The following is a 21,163-nucleotide window of genomic DNA, read 5'->3' as shown; positions in this document are numbered from 1 at the left end:
GAGACAATGGCTGAGAAAAAGCTGACATTTGAACAGGCTACCGCCCGGCTGGAGGAGATCGTCCGCCGCCTGGAGCAGGGGGACGCCCCGCTGGAGGAGTCCATGGCCCTTTTTGAAGAGGGAACGGCCCTGATGAAAAAATGCACCGCCATGCTGGACAAGGCGGAGCAGAAGGTGCGGAAGCTGACTGCCGGCCCGGACGGAGCGCCGGTGGAACAGCCCATGGACAAGGAGGAGAGCGTATGACCCATAGTGAGCGCCTGCAGCAGGACTGCGCGGCGGTAGAGGAATGGCTCCGTCACTGCTTTGACGGCCGGGACGGCCGCGCCGACCTCTATGACGCCATGCGGTACAGCCTGCTGGCGGGGGGGAAGCGGCTGCGCCCCGTGCTGCTGCTGGAGACCTGCCGTATGTGCGGCGGCGACACGGAGGCGGCGCTGCCCTTTGCCTGCGCAGTGGAGATGCTGCATACCTATTCCCTGATCCACGATGACCTGCCCTGTATGGACGATGATGATCTGCGCCGGGGCCGGCCCACCAATCATAAGGTATACGGGGAGGCAACAGCGGTTCTGGCCGGCGACGCGCTGCTCACCGCCGCCTTTGAGACCATGCTGGAAAACGGAAAAAGCCTTCCCGCTGAACGGGTCCTGGCCGCGGCGGCCTGCCTGGGACAGGCGGCCGGCGCCCGGGGCATGGTGGGCGGACAGGCCCTGGACATGGCGGGAGAGGGCCACGCCCTGACCTTGGGCGAAGTGGAGGAGCTCCAGCGGCTCAAGACCGGCGCGCTCATCTCAGCCGCCGCCGAGATGGGCTGTATCCTGGCCGGCGGCAGCGAAGAACAGCGCGCCGCCGTGCGCCGCTACGCTCAGAAGCTGGGGCTGGCGTTCCAGATCCAGGACGATATGCTGGATGTGACTGGGGACGAGGCTACGCTGGGCAAGCCCGTGGGCTCGGATACCGAGAATGAAAAGACCACCTTTGTGACGCTCAAAGGGCTGGAGGAGTGTGCCCGTCTGGTGGAGCAGCTGACCCGGGAGGGCGAAGAGGCTCTGTCGCTCTTTGAGGACGCCTCCTTCCTGTGCTGGCTGGCCGATTCTCTGGTGGGACGAAAGAAATAAGAACGGGGGCCGGAGGATGAACGTAAGTGACATTCTGACGGGGAATAAGATATTGGACCTGTCCATCATGGCCTGGGCTGCGGCTCAGATCCTGAAGGTCCTGCTGACACTTATCACCAAGGGGCGCTGGGACTGGCGGCACATCCTGTCCAGCGGCGGGATGCCCAGCTCCCATTCGGCCTTTGTGTGCGCCTGCGCGTCCGCGGTGGGGATGATGCAGGGGTTTGGATCGGTCAGCTTTTCCATCGCGGCGGTGGTGGCCATCGTGGTCATGTACGACGCATCCAATGTTCGCCGGGCGGCGGGAGAACAGGCCAAGATCCTCAATTACATGATGGAACACTGGAAGGAAATGAAGCCGGAATTCTTCAGCAAGGAGCTGAAAGAGCTTCTGGGACATACGCCGATCCAGGTGCTGATGGGAGCCCTGCTGGGGATCGCCATCGGCGCGGGCGGCATGTATCTCTGGCGCTGACAGGCACCAGCCCACCAAATGGGAGGCGGTACTATCATTCATCTGGACAAAACATGCCCCGACCTGCACGGGCTCACCGACCGGGAGGCGGAAGCTCTGTGCGGCCAACTGCGGGAGGAGCTGATCGACACGGTCTCCCGCACCGGAGGACACCTGGGTTCCAACCTGGGAGCCGTGGAGATTACGGTGGCCATCCACCGGGTCTTTGACACCAGCCGGGACCGGGTGGTATTTGACGTGGGGCATCAATGCTATATCCATAAAATGCTCACCGGACGGGCGGACCGGATGGACACACTGCGTACCTTCGGCGGCTTGGCGGGCTTTCCCAAGCCCGCCGAGAGCATTCACGACGCCTTCATTGCCGGTCACGCCTCCGACTCGGTATCGGTGGCGGTGGGCATGGCCCGGGCCCGGACCCGGATGGGGGAGGACTACCATGTGATAGCCCTCATCGGAGACGGCGCCCTGACTGGCGGACTGGCCTATGAGGGCCTGTCCGATGCCGGAAACAGCCGGGAGCCCCTTATCGTGATCCTCAATGACAACGGCATGTCCATCACGAAAAATGTGGGCGGCGTGGCTCAGCTCCTGGCCCGCCAGCGGCTCAAGCCACAGTATCTTCGCTTCAAGAAGGGATACCGGAAGGTGATGGGGGTCCTGCCGGGGGGCAGGCATATTTATCGTGTGACGCACAAGGTAAAAACAGCCATCAAAGGCACTCTGCTGCCCTGCAGCATGTTCGAGGATATGGGCTTCACCTACCTGGGCCCGGTGGACGGCCACGATGTAAAGCACCTGACCCAACTGCTGCAATATGCCAGGGATCTCAGATGCCCGGTCCTGCTCCATGTGAGAACTGTAAAGGGAAAAGGCTATTCACCGGCAGAGCGCAATCCGGACCGGTTCCACGGTGTGGGTAAGTTCTGTATTGAGAGCGGAGAGCCGCTCCGGCCCTCAGACAGAGATTTTTCAAAGGCCTTTGGGGAGGCCATGTGTGAGCTGGCGGAGGAAGATCCGCGGGTATGCGCCATCTCGGCGGCCATGGTGCCCGGCACCGGACTGACCGAGTTTTTCCGGCGCTATCCGGAGCGGAGCTTCGATGTAGGCATCGCCGAGGGCCATGCCGCCGCCATGGCCGCCGGCATGGCCAAGCAGGGGATGACGCCGGTATTTGCGGTGTACTCCTCCTTTTTGCAGAGAAGCTATGATATGCTGGTCCACGACGTGGGCATCCAGCGTCTCCACGTGGTGTTCGGAGTGGACCGGTCCGGACTGGTAGGAGCGGACGGCGAGACCCATCACGGTGTGTTTGACCAGGCATTTCTGGATACCATTCCGGGGATGACGGTGCTTTGTCCCGCCAGCTTCCGGGAGCTGCGCACCATGCTGCGCCACGCGGTGCTTCAGTGCGACGGACCGGTGGCTGTCCGCTACCCACGGGGCGGCGAGGGACGATACCGGGAAGATGCCGGAACAGCTGACGTGGTGCTGCGGCAGGGAAGTGACATCACTCTGGTGGGATATGGTACATTTATCAACGTTCTGCTGGACACGGCGGATCGACTGGCCGAAAAAGGAATATCTGCTGAGGTAGTAAAGCTGGGAAGGATAACACCTTTACAGCTTGAGACAGCGGCGGCGTCGGTCCGGCGTACCGGAGCACTGCTGGCGGCAGAGGAGAGCATCAGCAGCAACAGCGTGGGCCGGCGCCTGGCAGCCGGATTGGCGCTTCAGGGTGTACCTGTAAAGAAAATTGCTTTACAGGATCTGGGGGAGCGGTATGTCCCCCACGGCTCAGTGGAGCAGCTGAGAGAGCTGTGCGGCCTGAGCGCGGAAGATTTGACAAAACGAGCGGAGGAGGTCCTGCGGCATGCCTAAGAAGCGGCTGGATGTGCTGCTGACGGAGCAGGGATATTTTGAGAGCCGCCAGAAAGCCCAGGCGACCATCATGAGCGGACTGGTATTCGTCAACGGGCAGCGGGTGGACAAATCCGGAACCGCTGTGGCGGAGGACGCCCGGATCGAGGTACGGGGCCGGGCCATCCCCTATGTGAGCCGGGGCGGCCTGAAGCTGGAAAAGGCGATGAAAGTCTTTCCCATCCAGCTGGAGGGGAAGATCTGCGCCGACATCGGCGCCTCCACCGGGGGCTTTTCCGACTGTATGCTGCAAAACGGCGCGGCAAAGGTATATGCGGTGGACACGGGCTACGGAAAGCTGGACTGGAAGATCCGAAGCGATGAGAGGGTCGTGGCTCTGGAGCGGACCAACGCCCGCTATCTGACCCACGAGCAGATCCCGGAGGAGCTGGACTTCGCCTCGGTGGATGTGTCCTTCATTTCTCTGCGGCTTATCCTGCCCGCCCTGCGGGGGGTGCTGAAGGAGAGCGGAGAGGTAGTCTGCCTGGTTAAGCCCCAGTTTGAAGCAGGCCGGGAAAAGGTGGGCAAGAAGGGCGTGGTCCGGGACCCCAAGGTCCATCAGGAGGTGCTGGAGCACTTCCTGGAGCACGCCAGAGAGGCAGATTTCCTTGTAAAGGATATGACCTTTTCACCCATCAAGGGACCGGAGGGGAATATTGAATATCTGGGCCACCTCTCAGTGGGCGCGGGCGGACCCGGCGCGCCATGGGAAGGCGATATCAGGGCGCTGGTGGCCCAATCCCACGAGACATTGGAGGAAAGCGGACAGTGAAGATCATACTTAGTCCCAATCCGTACCGGGACAAGGGCCTCAAGGCGGCCCAGGCCGCGGAGCGTATTTTGAAAAACGCGGGGGTGGAGACCCGGATCTGCCTCCCCTTTACTACAGAGGGGAGTGATATCAAATTTCCGCGGCAGGTGACCTTCTCCAATATGGAGGAGGAGCTGAAGGACGCGGACATTCTGATCTGCTTCGGCGGTGACGGCACCATTCTCCACGCCGCCAAGGACGCCAATGCCCATGGGGTGCCCATTCTGGGAGTGAACCTGGGCAGCGTGGGCTTCATGGCCGAGGTGGAGCAGGGGGAGCTCTCCCTGCTCTCCAGGCTGGCGGTGGGAAAATACACGGTGGAGTCCCGGATGATGCTGTCAGTGGCCATCCGGCGGGACGGAAAGACCATTTTCTCTGATATCGCCCTCAACGATGCGGTTATCACCAAGGGCGCGGTGGCCCGGGTGGTGGAGATGGAGGTGCGCAGTGACGGGGTGCCCATCACCGCCTTTTCCGGCGACGGCGTCATCATCAGCACACCCACCGGTTCCACTGCCTATTCCATGTCGGCGGGCGGCCCCATCGTGGAGCCCACTGCCGAGAATATCATCGTGACGCCCATCTGTCCCCACGCCGTCAACGCCAAGTCCTTTGTGCTGGACCACCGCCGGACGGTGACGGTAAAGATGCGCTGCATGAGCCGCAAGACCGCCTATCTCTCGGTGGACGGCGGCAAGGCGTTCAAGCTCAACGGCGGGGACGTGATGGAGATCCGGCAGGCCGAGTCCAAGACCCACCTGGTACGGCTGACCGGCCGCAGCTTTTATGAGATCATGACGCAGAAACTGGGGAGGATGTAGCCATGAAGGCCAAGCGACAGCAGGAGATACTGCGTATCATCGGGGAGCGCGACGTGGAGACCCAGGACCAGCTGCTGGCCGAGCTCCGGGCCAGAGGGGTCCAGTCCACCCAAGCCACCATTTCCCGGGACATCAAGGAGCTCCATCTCATCAAGGAGCTCACCGGCTACGGCACCTACCGCTACGCGGTGTCGGAGCGCAAGGCGTCCCTCAATCTGGCGGGGCGGCTGCGTACTATTTTCAAGGAGAGCGTCACCTCCTTCGATGTGGCGCAGAACATCGTGGTGCTCAAGACCATGCCCGGTCTGGCCAATGCAGCCGGCGCGGCGATCGACGGCATGGAGATCGAGGATCTGGTAGGGAGCCTTGCGGGGGATGACACCGCTATCCTCATTATGCGGACCAACGAGGCAGCGGTGGAGTTCTGCGACGAGATCCACAAGATGCTGAAATAAGCGGAACGGCGCTCCGGATCGAATGGGAGGTGTACCATGCTCTCTCTGCTCCATATCGAAAATATCGCAGTCATCGAGTCGGCGGATATTCAATTTGACAGCGGCTTCAATGTACTGACCGGCGAGACCGGCGCGGGCAAGTCCATCGTTATCGACGCCATCGGCGCCATCATCGGCGCCCGCACCAGCCGGGACCTGATCCGCACCGGCGCCCGCAGCGCCCGGGTGGAGGCCCAGTTCATCCGTCTGCCGGAGCTGGCGTGGTTCGGGGAGAACGGCGTGGCGCCGGACGAGGACGGGAACCTCCTGATCCAGCGTGAGATCCAGGCAGACGGCAAGAACATCTGCCGGGTCAACGGCCGGCTGCTGAACGTGAGCCAGCTGCGGGAGCTGGGCCGTCAGCTGGTGAACATCCACGGCCAGCACGACGGGCAGCAGCTCCTGGACGAGAACTGCCATCTGGCCTATCTGGACAGCTTCGGCGAGACCGGGGCGCTGCTGGAGGACTACCAGCAGTCCTTCCGGGAGCTGACTGCCCTGCGGAAGGAGATCGCCTCTCTCCAGATGGATGACGCGGTCAAATCCCGGCGGATCGACAGCCTGAATTTCCAGATCGGCGAGCTGGAACGGGCCGGCCTGAAGGAGGGTGAGGAGGAGACGCTCACCCAGCGGCGGACTCTGCTGCGCAACGCTGAAAAGCTCATCGGCGCGGTGGAGGCGGCCCATTTTGCCCTCTCCGGCGACGATGACCGGGAGGGGGCGGCGTCCCTCATCGCCCAGGCGGAGGGGGAGCTCTCCGCCGTGTCCCGCATGAGCGGCGGGATCGGCGCGGTGGCTGAGCGCCTTGTGGAGCTGCGCTCGGCGGCCGACGACGCGGCCGAGCTGGTACGGGACCTGCGGGATCAGTTTGACTTTGAGCCGGGAGAGCTGGACGAGATCGAGGGCCGGCTGGACGTGCTCTACCGGCTGAAGAAGAAATACGGCGGCACGGTGGGGGAGATGCTGGCCTATCTGGAGCGCTGCCGTGCCGAGCTGGAGGAGATCCGGTACTCCAGCGATACCATCGCCAGGCTGGAGAAAAAGCAGGCCCAGGTTTTGAAGGAGGTCCGGGAAAAGGGTGCCGCCCTGACGGCTGCCCGGCTCCGTGCGGGAGAGACCCTGCAGGTGCGCATCCAATCCGAGCTGCGGCAGCTGGATATGCCAAAAGTCCGCTTCCAGGCGGACTTCAAGCCCAAGGGCGGCGAGCTGGGCATGGATGAGACCGGTATGGACGAGGTGCAGTTCCTCATGTCGGCCAACGTGGGCGAGGATCTGAAACCCATCCAGCGCATCGCCTCGGGCGGCGAGCTCTCCCGCATCATGCTGGCCCTGAAGAACGTGCTGGCCGAAAACGAGGCGGTGGGCACCCTCATCTTCGACGAGGTGGACACCGGTGTGTCCGGCCGGGCGGCCCAGAAGGTGGCCGAGAAGATGTCCGACGTGGCCGGGCACAAGCAGGTGCTCTGCGTGACCCACCTGCCCCAGATCGCCGCCATGGCGGACACCCATTTCACGGTGGTCAAGGGGGAGCGGAACGAGCGGACCTTTACTGAGGTGGAGCGGCTGAGCCGCGCCCGCCGGACGGAGGAGCTGGCCCGGCTCACCGGCGGCGAGCACATCACGACGGCCATCCTGGCCGGGGCAGACGAGCTGCTCTCGGCCGCGGAGGCCTATAAGAAGAGACGCTAGGACGGCGGAAAATTTGACCAACGGATTGGAATGGTGAGGTCGGTCTATGTTCAATTGCGCGAAGAACGGGTGTATTCCGCTTTTGGGCACAACCATGGATTACGTTTCGTTTGGAAACGGGAAAAGGGCTCTCGTTCTGATTCCCGGGTTGGGAGCGGCCTGAAAACGGTCAGAGGAATGGCGCTGCCCGTCTCGGTCATGTACAGGGACTTTGCCAGAGAGTATAGAGTGTACGTTTTCAGCAGGAAAAACCAGATGGAGCCGGGCTGTTCCACAGAGAATATGGCGGCTGATGTCAAGGCGGCCATGACTGTCATGAGCGGCTGCATCTGATCAAGGCGGACACGCTGGTCATCGGCGGCGAAAAAGACCAGGTGGTGGGCGGGCAGGCCTCCCACGAGCTTGCGGAGGGGATACCGGGGAGCCGGCTGATAATGTATCCTCAATACGGCCATGCCGTGTATGAGGAAGCGAAGGATTTTAACCAAACAGTCCTGGACTTCCTGACCCGGCAGATCCGACCCTGTTCAGCCGCGGAGATCTGATCGGGATGATCGGATTGACAAAAGCGGAGGAGTAGGCTATAATACAGACCAATATCGCAATGATGGGGAGGAGTATCGGCCCATCCGCTGCAAAGAGAGCCTCTGGTTTGGTGGGAAGAGGAGAGCGGACGCCGTGAATACACCCCGGAGCGGCCTTCCGAACGAGCGATTCAGTAGGGGGAGCCGGGTGCGCCCGTTACAGCGCGGGAGTGTGATAGCACTCGACGAGGCCCATGCCGTGAGGGATGGGCAAAACCAGAGGTGGTACCGCGATCATGTCGCCCTCTGTCCCGCGGGACAGAGGGCGTTTCTATTGCCCGGTACAGACAGGGAGGTCTTATGGAACAAGAGATCACGGCAGCACAGCGGCGGCGGGGGACCCGGTTCGTATTCTTCGCCGCCCTGCTGTACAGTATCGGGGGGCTGTGCATCAAGCTCATCCCCTGGAACGCCATGAGCATCAACAGCGCCCGGAACATGGTGGCCCTGGTAGTGGTGGGGGGATACATGCTGCTCAGCAGGCACCGCCTGCGCATGAGCCGGTGGATCGCCCTGGGCGCCCTCAGCGTCTGCGGGACCACGGTGCTCTACTCCCTCTCCAACAAGCTCACCACCGCCGCCAACGCCATCGTGCTGCAGTTCACGGCACCCATCTTCGTTATTTTGCTCAACGCTGTGTTCTGGCGGAAGCGGCCGGGAAAGCTGGACCTGGCGGCCTGCGCCGTGGTAGTGTCCGGCGTGGTGTGCTTCTTCCTGGACGGCCTCGCCATGGGCGGAATGCTGGGCAATGCCCTGGCGCTGCTCTCCGGGCTGTGTTATGCGGGGGTGTTCCTGCTCAACGACCTGCCCGACGCTGACCCGGTGTGTTCGGTGTTCTGGGCCGAGGTCATCAGTATTATCATCGGGCTGCCTTTCCTGGTGCGTGAGACCTGCTTTACCACCACGGCCATCGTCAGTGTGGTGGTTCTGGGCGCCTTCCAGGTGGGCCTGGGCTACGTGATGATGTGTATCGGCCTGCGTACCACTCCGGCGGTGACGGCCGCCCTTATCACTGGCATCGAGCCCATCCTCAATCCCATCTGGGTGGCCCTGTTCTACGGGGAGAGAGTAGGCCCCCTGGCCCTGGTGGGCGCGGTGATCGTGGTGGCCGGCGTGGTGGGGTACAATGTACTTAAGAGCCGCCGGGAGCAGCACGCCAGGAGCGTTTGAACACGCTGGACGCGGCGCCGCATTTTAATGTACAAAACACGATAAAGATAAAAGGAGCAAAATGAGTATGACTTGTTACGAGGAACTGAAGGCCCGCGGGCTGGTGGCCCAGGTCACCAATGAGGAAGAGATTTCCAAAATGATCAACGAGGGCAAGGCGACCTTCTATATCGGCTTCGACTGCACCGCCGACAGCCTGACCGCCGGTCACTTCATGGCCCTGACCCTGATGAAGCGGCTGCAGATGGCGGGCAACCGGCCCATCGCCCTCATCGGCGGCGGCACCACCATGATCGGCGACCCCTCCGGCCGCACCGACATGCGCAAGATGCTGACCAAAGAGGATATCGACCACAATGCCGAGTGCTTCAAGCGCCAGATGGAGCGCTTCATCGACTTCGGCGAAGGCAAGGCCATGATGCTCAACAATGCCGAGTGGCTGCTGAGCCTGAATTATGTGGAGCTGCTGCGGGAGGTGGGCGCCTGCTTCAGCGTGAACAACATGCTGCGGGCCGAGTGCTACAAGCAGCGGATGGAGAAAGGCCTGTCCTTCCTGGAGTTCAACTACATGATCATGCAGTCCTACGATTTCTACTATATGTTCCAGCACTACGGCTGCAACATGCAGTTCGGCGGCGATGACCAGTGGTCCAACATGCTGGGTGGCACCGAGCTCATCCGCCGCAAGCTGGGCAAGGACGCCCACGCCATGACCATCACTCTGCTCACCGACTCCCAGGGCAAGAAGATGGGCAAGACCGCCGGAAATGCCGTCTGGCTGGACCCCAACAAGACTTCGCCCTACGACTTCTACCAGTACTGGCGCAACGTGGACGACGCGGACGTGCTCAAGTGTATCCGCATGCTGACCTTCCTGCCCATCGAGCAGATCAATGAGATGGACCAGTGGGAGGGCTCTCAGCTCAATACCGCCAAGGAGATCCTGGCCTATGAGCTGACCAAGATGGTCCACGGCGAGGAGGAGGCCCAGAAGGCCCAGAGCGCCGCCCGGGCCCTCTTTGTGGGCGGCGGCGATATGAGCAACACCCCGTCCACCACGCTGAGCGCCGGCGACCTGACCGACGGCGCCATCGGTATCCTGGACCTGATGGTCAAGTGCGGTCTGGCGCCCTCCAAGAAGGAGGCCCGCCGTCTGGTGGAGCAGGGCGGCGTATCCGCCAACGGCGAAAAGGTGAGCGATGTGAACGCCGCCTTTACCGCCGGCCAGATGAGCGGTGACGGCCTGATGATCAAAAAGGGCAAAAAGGTGTTCCACCGCGTGCTGGTGGAGTAAAAAGAAAAACAGGGACCATATCCTGACGGGATATGGTCCTTGCCGCAGTGGAGGCCTGTATGCTACAATAATCTTTACTGGGGGCACATTTTGCGGCGATGTCCCACGGAGGGAGTAAAGCCGCAAGAAAGGGATCCGGGAAAGGCAGGGAAGTGCTGTGAGTGGGAAAAAGAAATGGTTCATGCTGGATGAACAGGCGATCTCCAACTTGTTGGTGGTCCTGATCGGGATCGCGTTCTATCTGGTTTTTACCCATCTGGGGATCGTGCGGCAGTTTGTGGCCATGGTGCTCAATGTGCTCATGCCCTTCATCGTGGGCTTTGCCTTTGCCTATCTGCTCAATGGGCCGGCCAATTATTTTGAACGGACGGTGTTCCGGCGGCTCAGATGCCGGCGGGGTCTGGCGGTGTTGGTCACCTATATCATCGCAATTGCACTGATGGCTATCCTTGTCAAGCTGGTGCTGCCCCAGGTTGCCGACAGCGTGGTGTCTCTCTATGGCATCGTACAGGGGTTTGTTCTGAACCTGAACGAGATCATCCGGAAGATGTCCGCGGACTTCAATATCGACCAGGCGGTAGTCAATCAGATCCTGAATCAGTTTATGATGTCTTATACGGATATTGTGAGCAAACTCTCCGACCTGGCCTCGAAAGCCATCCCCTATGTGCTGAGCATGGGCCTGGCGGTAGGTACCGGGCTGGTATCTGTCCTGATCTCGGCGATCACAACGGTGATCTCTTCCATTTATATGCTGCTGGAAAAAGCCACCATTGCAACACAGTGCAAGAAGCTGGTCTATGCGATCCTTCCGACAGGGAGAGCCAACCGTATGATCAATATCTGCAGCCGGGCGAACAATATTTTTTCGGGCTTTATCAATGGTAAAATACTGGACAGCGCCATCATCGGTGTGCTCTGCTTTTTCCTGACCAATATACTCCGCATCGACTTTGCGGTACTCATCAGCGTGATCATCGGCGTGACCAATGTGATTCCCTTCTTCGGACCCATCGTAGGCGCGGTGCCCTGTGTGCTGATTCTGCTCATCGTGGACCCCTGGCAGGCGCTGCGGTTTGGTATTCTGGCCCTTGCGCTGCAGCAGTTTGACGGAAACATTCTGGGACCCAAGATTCTGGGCAACAGCACCGGCATTTCTGCGTTCTGGGTGCTGGTCTCCATCGTGGTGGGCGGCGGACTGTTCGGGTTTGCAGGCATGGTGCTGGGCGTGCCCACATTTGCGGTGATTTACTCCCTGGTAGGGGAGTGGGTCCACTTCAGATTGGAGCAGAAAGGGATCGAATCTCTGGAGCATAAGCCGGAATAGGTATGGGACACACACCCTCCCGGAAGGCACAGGTACATTCCGGGAGGGTATTTTTTTACTCCGGGGCCAGAAAAACGGTCTCGGCGCCCACCCGGGTACAGCCCTCCGGGGCGTAGCGCCAGTGGGTCAGCTGCCCTCCGGTGATGAAATAGGACAGGGGAGCGGGGGGCTCCGGCGGAAGCAGGTCGATGATCAGCAGCTTGATCTTCATCTTCTCCGGTACGATGGATTTGATAAAGACCGACACACGCTGGCCCTCCTGCAGGCCGTCCCGCATTTCCGCCAGGCCTGAGAGATTGGGGGCCAGCTCTATAAAGGCCCCGTACTCCTTGATCCCGCGCACGATGCCGGGTACCGTCATACCGGGCCGGAAGGGGGCGGCGTTCTCACTCCAGGTGCCCAGCAGCTCCCGGTGGGTGAGGTAGATCCGCTCCTGCTCCGGGTCCAGGTCCAGTACCACGACAAAGATGGCCTGCCCGGGATAAAAGCGCTGTCCGGGGTGGGAGATGCGGGAGACCGAGATATGCTCAATGCCGATCATGGAGGTCACGCCGCAGCCCAGGTCCACAAAGGCGCCGAAGGGTTCCAGATGGGACACGACGGCGGGGAGCACAGTGCCCGGCCTGGCGTGGGAGAGCAGGGCGTCCAGCGCCAGCCGCTGGGCCCTGCGCCGGGAGAGAATGGGGTGGAGCGTACCTTCCCGAAGCCCTATATCCTCGACCAGGAAGGCTACAGGCCGCCCCACCCGGGAAAGGATGGCGATGTCCCGGGTGGTGCCCTCCGCGATGCCCAGGGCGGCCTCTTCCCGGGGAATGGTACCCAGAATACCATTTCCAAGAGATACCGTCAGATTGTGCTCCTGGTCGCAGAGAAGCGCGGTGCCCTCCAGAACGGTCCCTGCCGCCATGGCCTGAAGCAGTCCGCCGGAGGAGGCGCAGGCAGCGCGGTTTTCGGGCGTATGTAACAGTTGGCCCTCAGGTGGGAAAAAAGGTGTCAAGTCAACCATATCCTTTCTCATGGAACTCAGGGGTGCCGGGGATAGCCGCGGCACAAACGTTTCCACGTTACTATATGCGTGGGACATCCTTGAATTGACAGAGGAAGATCGGGAATCTATAATATAGTATCAGAGTAAAGTGTGACAGCGGGAAAGGATGGATTACCATGGACGTACAGGTGGGCGACGTTCTGGAACTGAAAAAGCAGCATCCCTGCGGCAGCCGGGAATGGCTGGTGCTGCGGGTGGGCATGGATTTCCGCCTGCGCTGCCAGGGCTGCGGGCATGAGCTGATGCTCCCCCGGAGCAAGGCGGAGAAAAGTATCAAAAAAATCAAGCGGAGCGAGGAGCCGAAGGCATGAAAGAGTTTTGGAGCAGCAGGATCCGGGACATGGTCCCCTACACCCCCGGCGAGCAGCCGAAGGACCGCAAATTCATCAAGCTGAACACCAACGAGAACCCCTATCCACCTTCTCCCGGGGCCCTGGCGGCCATCCGGGAGCTGGCGGGCGAAAGCCTGCGGCTCTATCCCGATCCGGAGGCCGGTAAGCTGCGCGGCGCCCTTGCACGGTTCCACGGCGTGAGGGAGGACCAGGTCTTTGTGGGCAACGGCTCCGACGAGGTGCTGGGTTTTTGCTTCCAGGCGTTTTTCGGCCCGGAGCGGGCCATCCGCTTCCCCGATATCTCCTACAGCTTTTACCCGGTCTACGCCGGGCTGTTCGACGTACCCTATGAGGAAGTGCCCCTGAACGGGGATTTCTCGGTCCCGGTGGAGGAGTTCATCGGGAACAACGGCGGCGTCATCCTGCCCAATCCCAACGCCCCGACGGGCATCGCCCTCCCGCTGAGCGACATCGAGCGGCTGGCCGCCGGCAACCCGGACGCGGCGGTCATTATCGACGAGGCCTACGTGGATTTCGGTACCGACTCCGCCCTGTCCCTGCTGGACCGGTATCCCAACCTGCTGGTGGTGCGTACCATGTCCAAGTCCCGGTCCCTGGCGGGAATGCGGGTGGGCTACGCCATCGGCAGCGCCAACCTGATCGCCGCGCTGAACTGCGTGAAGAATTCCTTTAACTCCTATACCCTGGACCGGGTGGCCCTGGCCGCCGCCGAGGGCTCCGTGGCCGACAATGACTATTTTGAGGAGACCCGCAGCCGCATCATGGCTACCCGGGAGCGGACGGCGGAGCGGCTGACCGCCATGGGCTTTCAGGTCTGCCCCTCCAGGGCCAATTTCCTCTTTGTATCCTATCCCGGCGTCAGCGGCAAGGAGCTGCTGGACGGCCTGCGGGAGAAAGGCATCCTGGTCCGCTGGTGGGGCAGGCCCCGGATCTCCGACCATCTGCGCATCACCATCGGCACCGACGGGGAGATGGACGCCCTCATCGCCGCGCTGGCCCAGCTCACCGGGCAGAGCTGAGAAAACACAGACAGAAAAAGAGCGTACCTGCATGCAGGTACGCTCTTTTTTATATGGCGCGTGGTTCAGGAATTGGCTACCAGGTCGCTCATGGAGTACAGGCCCGGCTCCTGAACGCCGGAGAGGAAGCAGGCGGCCTTGACGGCGCCGGAGGCAAAGACCTCCCGACTCATGGCGGAGTGCTTGAGTTCAATGACCTCGTCCCGGCCGGCAAAGATGATCTCGTGGTCGCCCACGATATTGCCGCCCCGGACAGCGGAGATGCCGATCTCGTGGGGATCCCGCTTCTGGCGGACCGACTGCCGGTCATAGACATAGCGGGCCTCGTAGGGAAGGGCGGAGGCCGCCGCGTCGGCGATCATCAGGGCGGTGCCGCTGGGAGCGTCCACCTTGCGGTTGTGGTGGCGCTCCACGATCTCCACGTCATAGCTCTCCCCCAGGATGGAGGCGGCCCGGCGCACCAGATCCAGCAGGACATTGACGCCCAGGGACATATTGGCGGAGCGGAAAATGGGCACCGACTTGGCGGCCTCATCGATCTGGGCGAGCTGTTCGGCGGAGTAGCCCGTGGTGGCCAGCACCAGCGGGACCTTCCGCCGGACGCCGAACTCCAGCAGACCGTCCAGCGCGGCGGGGCTGGAAAAGTCGATGACCGCGTCGGCCTCGGCCGTGCAGGCGGCGGGGGAGGACCAGACGGGGAAATCCCCGCCGCTCTGTCCCAGGATGTCAAAGCCGCCCACCACCTCCACGCCGGCGGTACCGGCGCAGATGTCGGCCACCACCCGGCCCATATGGCCGCAGCAGCCGGAAATCAGGATTCGGACCATCGTTCAACGTCCTCTCTTGCTCAGTGGAGCAGGTTCATGCGCTTCATGGAGGCGCGGAGGACCTCCAGATGGGCGTCGGAGATATCGCACAGGGGCAGGCGCAGGCCGCCCATCTCGTAGCCGGCCAGATTCATGGCGGCCTTGATGGGGATGGGGTTGACCTCGATGAAGAGGGCGTCGATAAGGTCCATGTACTGGATCTGGAGCTTGGAGGCGTCCTCGAAATCGTTCTCCAGGCAGAGGTGGCTCATCTTGACCATCACCTCGGGCACCAGGTTGGAGGCAACCGAGATGACGCCCTTGGCGCCCAGGGCCATCATGGGCACCACCTGGTCGTCGTTGCCCGACCAGACATAGAAGTCGTCGCCGCAGAGGTAGCGGGTATGGGCCAGCAGGGAGAAGTTGCCGCTGGCCTCCTTGACGCCGTTGATTTTGGGATGCTGGGAGAGGATCTTATAAGTCTCGGCGGTAAAGGACACGCCGGTACGGCCGGGGACGTTGTAGAGAAGGATGGGCAGCTCCACCCGGTCGGCGATGTACTCATAGTGCTTGATGAGGCCGGTCTGGCTGGCCTTGTTGTAGTAGGGAGTCACATGGAGCAGGGCGTCGGCTCCCGAATCCTGGGCGTGCTGGGACAGGTAGACGGCGGCGGAGGTATCATTGCTGCCCGCGCCGGCGATGACCTTGACCCGATGATCCACCTTCTTGACACAGAACTCCACGGCGGCGATGTGCTCCCGGATGGACATGGTGGCGCTCTCGCCGGTGGTGCCGCAGACGCAGATGGCGTCGATGCCCCGGGCGATCTGCTCGTCGATGAGCTTGCCGAAGGCGTCATAGTTGATGGCGCCGCTCTGGTCGAAGGGAGTGACGATAGCGGTGCAGGCGCCGGTGAAGATAGGCTCTCTCATACTGATTACCTCCTGGTAATGTAACCCTCGGCGCAGAGCAGCTCGGCCAGCAGGACCGCGCCGCCGGCAGCGCCCCGGAGGGTGTTGTGGGACAGGCAGACGAACTTGTAGTCATACTGCGTATCGGGACGGAGGCGGCCCAGGCACACGGCCATGCCGTTCTCGGTCATGCGGTCCAGTCTGGTCTGGGGGCGGGAGGGGTCCTCGAAATAGTGGAGGAACTGCTTCGGGGCGGAGGGGAGCTCCAGCTCCTGGGCGCGGCCGCGGAAGCTGGCCCAGGCCTCCTTCATCTCCTCCATGGAGGGCTTCTTGTCGAAGCTGGCGAACACGGCGGCCATGTGGCCGTTGGAAGCGGCCACCCGGAAGCACTGGGCGGTGATGGAGGGAGTCTCGGCGTTGACGATGACGCCGTTCTCCACATGGCCCCACAGCTTCAGGGGCTCCCGCTCGCTCTTCTCCTCCTCGCCGCCGATGTAGGGGATCACGTTGTCCACCATCTCGGGCCAGGTCTCAAAGGTCTTGCCGGCGCCGGAGATGGCCTGATAGGTACACACCAGGGCTTTGCTCAGGCCGAATCTGTCCTTCAGGGGGTGCAGGGCGGGCACATAGCTCTGCAGGGAGCAGTTGGACTTGACGGCGATGAAGCCCCGCTGGGTGCCCAGGCGCTTGCGCTGGGCGGGGATGACCTCGATATGCTCGGGGTTGATCTCGGGCACCACCATGGGCACGTCGGCCGTCCAGCGATGGGCGGAGTTATTGGAGACCACAGGGCACTCGTGTTTGGCGTACTCCTCCTCCAGGGCCTGGATCTCCTCCTTCTTCATATCAACGGCGGAAAAGACGAAATCCACCATGGAGGCGATCTTCTCCACGTCGGCCTCGGCGTTGAGGACCACCATCTTCTTCGCCTCTTCCGGCATGGGAGTGTCCATGGCCCAGCGGCTGCCGATGGCCTCCTCATAGGTCTTGCCCGCGGAGCGGGGGCTTGCAGCGATGGCAGTGAGCTGGAACCAGGGGTGGTTCTCCATCAGAGTGACGAAACGCTGGCCCACCATGCCGGTGCCGCCGATCACGCCTACTTTGTACTTTTCCATTTCAATGACCTCCCGTGTTTCTATCCTGATTCTATGCGTTTTTTCCAGGAAATGAGCTTGTCCGGCCTGAAAAATACAGATTTTATCAATCGGCTCAGGGACAATCGATAAAAAAAGAAATCAGCGGGTTTACACACCGGCTGATTTTGTACTATAATGTCAGAGACGCACGAATACGCTCCGACACCATATTCCAAATACAGACAGCGCTCCACCGGTCCCGCCGGTGACAGCCGCGGGGCTGTTCACCCACGCGTCCAGAGGACCGTCCTCCGGGGGAGGGCCCTCTTCGGCGGCGTCCCCTTTCACAGCAGGTCACAAGGCCCTCGGAGCCCTCGCCGCTTGCTACTGATGGAAACCGCAACCTCTATCCTGTAATCGCTAAAAATAGTATCACAAGTATAGTTCAGTGTCAATATACTTTTCTAAGTTAAATTGTAAAACAGGGGCAAAAAATGAAAAAGAAATGGATGAAACTTGCAGCAGCCTGCCTTGCGGCTGCGCTGCTCCTTCCGGGGACCGTCCCCGTTCAGGCGGCGCCGGCCGGGGAACCGGTCCTGCGGGTGGGACTGGCCTACGGCAGCTCGGCACTGGCTGCCGCCAATCTGGAAAACAGCGTGGGCTCCGGCTACCGGCTGGGGTATTTTGACGGGGACCTGTCCTTTGTGGAACTGGCACAGACCGGGACTGCCAGAATCTCCATGCTCAAGACCCAGAACATCTACCTCTCCGGCGGGAGCTACAGCGCCGTCCAGAGTGCAGGAGCCCAGGTCGTCGGCTGCTACCACATCCGGCTGGGCATATATGCCGACCTGACCTCCGCCCAGGCGGCGGCCGGGGCGGTGAGCGGCGGCTTCCCGGCCTGGATCGACGGGAATTACGAAGCCCGGACGGGGGCCTACGCCACCCGTGAGGAGGCCCAGGCCGCCTGTACGGCGATGGGGCTCGCCGGGGAGATCGTGGGGACCAGTTCCTATGGCGTCAGCGTGGTGGAGACGGGGAGCACCCGGATCCTGTTCCAATATGACGGCGGCAGCGCACAGCCTTTTGGCGTCATGCCCGATGTGACAGGGGAGAGCGAGCCGGTCACCTGGTTCAAAGGATACAAATATTACGGCGGTTTCCGCTATGAGCGCATCGGCGGCGGAGACCTGACGGTGGTCAATGTGGTGAACATGGAGGACTATGTCCGCTGCGTCATTACCTGGGAAATGGGAGCGTCCTGGCCCAAGGAGGCATTAAAAGCCCAGGCCTGCTGCGCCCGCACCTATGCCGCGCGCAATCAGGACAGGCACGCCGCCTACCATTTCGACGTCTGCTCCGAGGTCCACTGTCAGGCCTATCACGGCACGCAGAACCTGACCGCCAACAGCATCCAGGCCGCATCCGAGTGCGAGGGCGTGTATATCCGCTACGGCGGCGCCCTAGCCGAGACGGTCTACTCCTCCAGCAACGGCGGCGCGTCCGAGAGTGCGGAGAACGTGTGGAACAGCGCCGTGCCCTATCTGGTGGGGAAGCTGGACCCCTATGAGGCACTGGTATCCTCCCGGATCCCCAATTACAGCTGGAGCGTGACCTTTACCGCGGAGGAGCTGGCGACAAAGCTGCGGGCCAAGGGCTATATCTGCGGCAGCATCGTGGACTTCCGGGTGTCCGAGACTACGCCCACAGGGAATGTGAAGGCGATCACCTTTACGGATTCGGCGGGGAAGAGCTGGACCTTCCGGAAGGAGAGCGCCCGCACGCTTTTGGGCCTGCGCTCCCAGCGTTACTCGGTCACCGGCGGCGGCTCCGGCGGCGGTTTCTATGTGGACGGCGGAGACAAGCTGGATACCATCGGCGGATGCTACGCCATCAGCGGGGACGGGACCGTGGGGCAGATCAGTTCCGTGAGCAGCCCCTATGTGATCACCAGTTCCGGCGTTTCCCAGCTCACCGCCCGGAGCGGCGGCGGAGATACTTATGTCATCAGCGGCACGGGCTATGGACATAATGTGGGCATGAGCCAGTACGGCGCCATGGCCATGGCCGAGGCCGGCTATACCTACGATCAGATCCTGAAATTCTATTTCACAGGAGTGGAACTGTCCTAGATGAAAACATCCGATTTTGATTTTCAGCTCCCGGAGGAGCTCATCGCACAGACCCCGCTGGAGAAGCGGGACGCCTCCCGCCTGCTGGTGCTGGACAAGCACACCGGCGAGACGGAGCATATGCATTTCTATGACCTGCCCATGCTGCTCCGGCCGGGAGACTGTCTGGTCCTCAACGATTCCCGGGTGCTGCCCGCCCGTCTGCTGGGCCACCGTGAGCCGGGCGGCGGCGCGGTAGAGGTGCTGCTGCTGGTGGACCGGGGCGGCAAAGTGTGGGAGTGCCTGGTACGGCCAGGCCGGAAGGTGCGCACCGGGGCCCGGCTCTCTTTTGGAGACGGTCTGCTTACCGCCGAGGTGACGCAGGTGCTGGACAACGGCAACCGGCTCATCCACTTCGAGTATGAGGGCATTTTCCTGGAGCTGCTGGAGCAGCTGGGCAAAATGCCGTTGCCGCCCTACATCAAGGCGGAGCTCAATGACCCCGAGCGCTACCAGACGGTATATTCCCGGGAGGTAGGTTCCGCCGCCGCTCCCACCGCCGGGCTCCACTTTACCAAAGAGCTCCTGAAGCAGGTGGAGGACATGGGGGTGCGTCTGGCCTATGTGACCCTTCACGTGGGACTGGGTACCTTCCGTCCGGTGAAGGAAGAGGACATTCTGGACCACGAGATGCACTCGGAGTACTGCATGATCCCGGCTGAGACGGCGGAGACCATCAACCGTACCAAGCGGGAGGGAGGCCGCGTCATCTGCGTGGGCACCACCTCCTGCCGCACCATCGAGAGCTGGGCCGCCGAGGACGGCACCATGAAGGAGTCGGCGGGCTGGACCAATATCTTCATTTACCCCGGCTACCGCTTCAAGGTGCTGGACGGCCTGATCACCAATTTCCATCTGCCCCAGTCCACTCTGGTAATGCTGGTATCCGCCCTGGCCGGACGGGAGCACATCCTCAGCGCCTATCAGGAGGCCATTGAGCGGAAGTACCGCTTTTTCTCCTTTGGCGATGCCATGTTCATCCATTAAAAAATATTTCTTCAGCCCGGAGGCGCGCCGCGTCTCCGGGCTGTTTGCCGGGAACGGAAGAAGAGATTGACATATGCCGGCAATGTGCTATACTGATAAACGACATATGTCAGATATGAGGTGAAGATATGCCAAGACCCCAGAAATGCAGATGCGTGTGCGCCGCGCCCCGGTGTGCCGGATTTCTTCCGGCGGAGGAACAGAGCGGGAAGGACGCCGTGGTGCTGGCTGTGGACGAGTATGAGGCCATCCGGCTCATTGATCTGGTGGGCCTGACCCAGGAGGAATGCGCCGTGCGGATGGAGATCGCCAGGACCACGGTCACGGGGATCTATGATTCTGCCCGGCGGAAGCTGGCCGACGCCCTGGTTAACGGGCGGGGGCTGGTGATCCGGGGCGGAAACTACCGGTTGTGCGAGGGCGCGGGCCCCGGCTGCGGCGGACGCAGGTGCCACAAGGGCGGTCGGCGGCATATTGGCTTCAAGGGCACGGACGGTCCCTGACGGAATACCATGGAAAGACGGAAAGGAAGCATTGAAATGAAAATCGCTGCAACTTATGAGAACGGACAGATCTTTCAGCACTTCGGTCACACAGCCCAGTTCAAGGTATACGAGGTAGAGAACAGCACCGTGAAGAGCGCCCGGGTGCTGGATACCAACGGAAGCGGCCACGGCGCGCTGGCGGGCTTTTTGCGGCAGGCCGACGTGGACGCACTGATCTGCGGCGGCATCGGCGGCGGTGCCCAGATGGCTCTGGCCCAGGCCGGGATCAAGTTGTACGCAGGTGTGGCGGGGGACGCCGATCAGGCGGTGGCGGAGCTGTTGGCGGGAACGCTCCAATTCAGCTCCAGCGCCAACTGCAGCCACCATGACCATGAGCACGGCGGCTCCTGCGGTGAGCACGAGCACACCTGCGGCGGCCGTTGCCATGGGTAAAAGCAAATCTATGGTTTAAATAAACTCCCCCGGACGGTGAAGTGACCCCGAAAAGTTAGACAATATTTCGAAGCAAAAATTGTTCAAGCAACCGAAAGGGCTTGTTGTCTGTGAAGAGCAGGCGGCAAGCCCTTTAGCTTCGCCTTGA

The 21,163-nt window shown here is 61.8% G+C and carries 22 protein-coding genes, 1 riboswitch and 1 other annotated feature; of the genes, 18 read left to right on the top strand and 4 right to left on the bottom strand.

Going from position 1 to position 21,163, the window contains the following annotated elements; translation table 11 throughout:
• Positions 1 to 6: 6 nt before the first annotated feature.
• The 12 genes from xseB (at position 7) to ACTNBZ_RS05295 (ending at position 11,706) form a co-directional block, all read left to right on the top strand.
• On the top strand, positions 7 to 246 hold the full coding sequence (gene xseB, locus ACTNBZ_RS05350; RefSeq protein WP_441208644.1) for an exodeoxyribonuclease VII small subunit: 240 nt from the start codon (positions 7 to 9) through the stop codon (positions 244 to 246).
• Positions 243 to 1,121: a polyprenyl synthetase family protein gene (locus ACTNBZ_RS05345; RefSeq protein WP_441208643.1), complete on the top strand. Its 879-nt coding sequence runs from the start codon at positions 243 to 245 to the stop codon at positions 1,119 to 1,121. Before xseB ends, ACTNBZ_RS05345 begins: the two co-directional genes overlap by 4 nt.
• Positions 1,122 to 1,137: 16 nt before the next feature.
• Positions 1,138 to 1,596: a divergent PAP2 family protein gene (locus ACTNBZ_RS05340; RefSeq protein WP_278895822.1), complete on the top strand. Its 459-nt coding sequence runs from the start codon at positions 1,138 to 1,140 to the stop codon at positions 1,594 to 1,596.
• An 18-nt stretch (positions 1,597 to 1,614) separates the two neighbouring features.
• Positions 1,615 to 3,477, top strand: coding sequence for a 1-deoxy-D-xylulose-5-phosphate synthase (gene dxs / locus ACTNBZ_RS05335; RefSeq protein WP_441208642.1), 1,863 nt, complete (start codon positions 1,615 to 1,617; stop codon positions 3,475 to 3,477).
• Positions 3,470 to 4,288 carry a TlyA family RNA methyltransferase gene (locus ACTNBZ_RS05330; RefSeq protein WP_441208641.1) on the top strand — a complete coding sequence of 273 codons (819 nt, stop codon included), beginning with the start codon at positions 3,470 to 3,472 and terminating at the stop codon, positions 4,286 to 4,288. Before dxs ends, ACTNBZ_RS05330 begins: the two co-directional genes overlap by 8 nt.
• On the top strand, positions 4,285 to 5,148 hold the full coding sequence (locus tag ACTNBZ_RS05325) for an NAD(+)/NADH kinase (protein WP_278895819.1): 864 nt from the start codon (positions 4,285 to 4,287) through the stop codon (positions 5,146 to 5,148). The genes ACTNBZ_RS05330 and ACTNBZ_RS05325 overlap by 4 nt, the downstream gene beginning before the upstream one ends.
• A 2-nt stretch (positions 5,149 to 5,150) precedes the next feature.
• Positions 5,151 to 5,603 (top strand): arginine repressor, encoded by a 453-nt coding sequence (locus ACTNBZ_RS05320; protein ID WP_278895817.1) that lies wholly within the window; start codon positions 5,151 to 5,153, stop codon positions 5,601 to 5,603.
• Positions 5,604 to 5,639: 36 nt separating this feature from the next.
• Complete coding sequence (gene recN / locus ACTNBZ_RS05315) at positions 5,640 to 7,331, top strand: DNA repair protein RecN (protein ID WP_441208640.1); 1,692 nt, start codon at positions 5,640 to 5,642, stop codon at positions 7,329 to 7,331.
• A 374-nt stretch (positions 7,332 to 7,705) separates the two neighbouring features.
• Positions 7,706 to 7,876 (top strand): alpha/beta fold hydrolase, encoded by a 171-nt coding sequence (locus ACTNBZ_RS05310; RefSeq protein ID WP_441208639.1) that lies wholly within the window; start codon positions 7,706 to 7,708, stop codon positions 7,874 to 7,876.
• Between the two features lie 50 nt (positions 7,877 to 7,926).
• Positions 7,927 to 8,165 (top strand) — a binding site (T-box leader).
• A gap of 50 nt (positions 8,166 to 8,215) precedes the next feature.
• Complete coding sequence (locus ACTNBZ_RS05305) at positions 8,216 to 9,085, top strand: DMT family transporter (protein ID WP_441208638.1); 870 nt, start codon at positions 8,216 to 8,218, stop codon at positions 9,083 to 9,085.
• Positions 9,086 to 9,152: 67 nt separating this feature from the next.
• On the top strand, positions 9,153 to 10,379 hold the full coding sequence (gene tyrS / locus ACTNBZ_RS05300; RefSeq protein ID WP_441208703.1) for a tyrosine--tRNA ligase: 1,227 nt from the start codon (positions 9,153 to 9,155) through the stop codon (positions 10,377 to 10,379).
• Between the two features lie 181 nt (positions 10,380 to 10,560).
• Positions 10,561 to 11,706 carry an AI-2E family transporter gene (locus ACTNBZ_RS05295; RefSeq protein ID WP_441208637.1) on the top strand — a complete coding sequence of 382 codons (1,146 nt, stop codon included), beginning with the start codon at positions 10,561 to 10,563 and terminating at the stop codon, positions 11,704 to 11,706.
• A gap of 55 nt (positions 11,707 to 11,761) precedes the next feature.
• Here the strand turns inward: ACTNBZ_RS05295 and ACTNBZ_RS05290 are convergent, their stop codons facing one another.
• Positions 11,762 to 12,712 carry a S1 RNA-binding domain-containing protein gene (locus ACTNBZ_RS05290; RefSeq protein WP_441208636.1) on the bottom strand — a complete coding sequence of 317 codons (951 nt, stop codon included), beginning with the start codon at positions 12,710 to 12,712 and terminating at the stop codon, positions 11,762 to 11,764.
• A 158-nt stretch (positions 12,713 to 12,870) separates the two neighbouring features.
• Here ACTNBZ_RS05290 and ACTNBZ_RS05285 point away from each other — a divergent pair, with 158 nt between their 5' ends.
• Positions 12,871 to 13,065, top strand: coding sequence for a DUF951 domain-containing protein (locus ACTNBZ_RS05285; RefSeq protein WP_278895806.1), 195 nt, complete (start codon positions 12,871 to 12,873; stop codon positions 13,063 to 13,065).
• Positions 13,062 to 14,126, top strand: coding sequence for a histidinol-phosphate transaminase (gene hisC / locus ACTNBZ_RS05280; RefSeq protein ID WP_441208635.1), 1,065 nt, complete (start codon positions 13,062 to 13,064; stop codon positions 14,124 to 14,126). Before ACTNBZ_RS05285 ends, hisC begins: the two co-directional genes overlap by 4 nt.
• 65 nt (positions 14,127 to 14,191) lie before the next feature.
• On the opposite strand, the gene dapB is transcribed toward hisC, so the two are convergent.
• Genes dapB through asd form a run of 3 tightly spaced genes read right to left on the bottom strand, consistent with a single transcriptional unit; the run spans position 14,192 to position 16,958 of the window.
• Positions 14,192 to 14,953 carry a 4-hydroxy-tetrahydrodipicolinate reductase gene (gene dapB / locus ACTNBZ_RS05275; RefSeq protein WP_441208634.1) on the bottom strand — a complete coding sequence of 254 codons (762 nt, stop codon included), beginning with the start codon at positions 14,951 to 14,953 and terminating at the stop codon, positions 14,192 to 14,194.
• A 20-nt stretch (positions 14,954 to 14,973) separates the two neighbouring features.
• A complete protein-coding gene (gene dapA / locus ACTNBZ_RS05270; RefSeq protein ID WP_441208633.1) occupies positions 14,974 to 15,864 on the bottom strand; it encodes a 4-hydroxy-tetrahydrodipicolinate synthase in 891 nt (296 codons plus the stop codon).
• A gap of 5 nt (positions 15,865 to 15,869) precedes the next feature.
• Positions 15,870 to 16,958 (bottom strand): aspartate-semialdehyde dehydrogenase, encoded by a 1,089-nt coding sequence (gene asd / locus ACTNBZ_RS05265; protein WP_441208632.1) that lies wholly within the window; start codon positions 16,956 to 16,958, stop codon positions 15,870 to 15,872.
• A gap of 196 nt (positions 16,959 to 17,154) precedes the next feature.
• Positions 17,155 to 17,336, bottom strand: a riboswitch (Lysine riboswitch).
• 92 nt (positions 17,337 to 17,428) lie between these two features.
• On the opposite strand from asd, the gene ACTNBZ_RS05260 reads away from it, so the two are divergent.
• The 4 genes from ACTNBZ_RS05260 (at position 17,429) to ACTNBZ_RS05245 (ending at position 21,015) form a co-directional block, all read left to right on the top strand.
• Positions 17,429 to 19,051: a SpoIID/LytB domain-containing protein gene (locus ACTNBZ_RS05260; RefSeq protein ID WP_441208631.1), complete on the top strand. Its 1,623-nt coding sequence runs from the start codon at positions 17,429 to 17,431 to the stop codon at positions 19,049 to 19,051.
• Entirely contained in the window at positions 19,052 to 20,077 is a 1,026-nt protein-coding gene (gene queA, locus ACTNBZ_RS05255; RefSeq protein WP_441208630.1) for a tRNA preQ1(34) S-adenosylmethionine ribosyltransferase-isomerase QueA, read from the top strand.
• Between the two features lie 128 nt (positions 20,078 to 20,205).
• Positions 20,206 to 20,580 (top strand): DUF134 domain-containing protein, encoded by a 375-nt coding sequence (locus ACTNBZ_RS05250; protein ID WP_441208629.1) that lies wholly within the window; start codon positions 20,206 to 20,208, stop codon positions 20,578 to 20,580.
• A gap of 36 nt (positions 20,581 to 20,616) precedes the next feature.
• Positions 20,617 to 21,015, top strand: a complete 399-nt coding sequence (locus ACTNBZ_RS05245; protein WP_441208628.1) for a NifB/NifX family molybdenum-iron cluster-binding protein — start codon at positions 20,617 to 20,619, stop codon at positions 21,013 to 21,015.
• Positions 21,016 to 21,163 lie beyond the last annotated feature (148 nt).

It is taken from the genome of Pseudoflavonifractor sp. HCP28S3_F10 (assembly GCF_052065415.1).
Classification (GTDB): Bacteria; Bacillota; Clostridia; order Oscillospirales; family Oscillospiraceae; genus Pseudoflavonifractor_A.
This window is presented reverse-complemented; position numbering and strand designations above follow the sequence as displayed.

Bases quoted from the DNA above. Each gene is read 5' to 3' on its own strand.
- ACTNBZ_RS05250 (WP_441208629.1), top strand. From the start codon at position 20,206: ATGCCAAGACCCCAGAAATGCAGATGCGTGTGCGCCGCGCCCCGGTGT.
- asd (WP_441208632.1), bottom strand. From the start codon at position 16,958: ATGGAAAAGTACAAAGTAGGCGTGATCGGCGGCACCGGCATGGTGGGC.
- ACTNBZ_RS05295 (WP_441208637.1), top strand. From the start codon at position 10,561: ATGCTGGATGAACAGGCGATCTCCAACTTGTTGGTGGTCCTGATCGGG.
- ACTNBZ_RS05285 (WP_278895806.1), top strand. From the start codon at position 12,871: ATGGACGTACAGGTGGGCGACGTTCTGGAACTGAAAAAGCAGCATCCC.
- tyrS (WP_441208703.1), top strand. From the start codon at position 9,153: ATGACTTGTTACGAGGAACTGAAGGCCCGCGGGCTGGTGGCCCAGGTC.
- ACTNBZ_RS05340 (WP_278895822.1), top strand. From the start codon at position 1,138: ATGAACGTAAGTGACATTCTGACGGGGAATAAGATATTGGACCTGTCC.
- ACTNBZ_RS05305 (WP_441208638.1), top strand. From the start codon at position 8,216: ATGGAACAAGAGATCACGGCAGCACAGCGGCGGCGGGGGACCCGGTTC.
- xseB (WP_441208644.1), top strand. From the start codon at position 7: ATGGCTGAGAAAAAGCTGACATTTGAACAGGCTACCGCCCGGCTGGAG.
- ACTNBZ_RS05330 (WP_441208641.1), top strand. From the start codon at position 3,470: ATGCCTAAGAAGCGGCTGGATGTGCTGCTGACGGAGCAGGGATATTTT.
- dapB (WP_441208634.1), bottom strand. From the start codon at position 14,953: ATGGTCCGAATCCTGATTTCCGGCTGCTGCGGCCATATGGGCCGGGTG.
- ACTNBZ_RS05245 (WP_441208628.1), top strand. From the start codon at position 20,617: ATGAAAATCGCTGCAACTTATGAGAACGGACAGATCTTTCAGCACTTC.
- hisC (WP_441208635.1), top strand. From the start codon at position 13,062: ATGAAAGAGTTTTGGAGCAGCAGGATCCGGGACATGGTCCCCTACACC.
- ACTNBZ_RS05290 (WP_441208636.1), bottom strand. From the start codon at position 12,712: ATGGTTGACTTGACACCTTTTTTCCCACCTGAGGGCCAACTGTTACAT.
- dapA (WP_441208633.1), bottom strand. From the start codon at position 15,864: ATGAGAGAGCCTATCTTCACCGGCGCCTGCACCGCTATCGTCACTCCC.
- recN (WP_441208640.1), top strand. From the start codon at position 5,640: ATGCTCTCTCTGCTCCATATCGAAAATATCGCAGTCATCGAGTCGGCG.
- dxs (WP_441208642.1), top strand. From the start codon at position 1,615: ATGGGAGGCGGTACTATCATTCATCTGGACAAAACATGCCCCGACCTG.
- ACTNBZ_RS05320 (WP_278895817.1), top strand. From the start codon at position 5,151: ATGAAGGCCAAGCGACAGCAGGAGATACTGCGTATCATCGGGGAGCGC.
- ACTNBZ_RS05345 (WP_441208643.1), top strand. From the start codon at position 243: ATGACCCATAGTGAGCGCCTGCAGCAGGACTGCGCGGCGGTAGAGGAA.
- ACTNBZ_RS05260 (WP_441208631.1), top strand. From the start codon at position 17,429: ATGAAACTTGCAGCAGCCTGCCTTGCGGCTGCGCTGCTCCTTCCGGGG.
- queA (WP_441208630.1), top strand. From the start codon at position 19,052: ATGAAAACATCCGATTTTGATTTTCAGCTCCCGGAGGAGCTCATCGCA.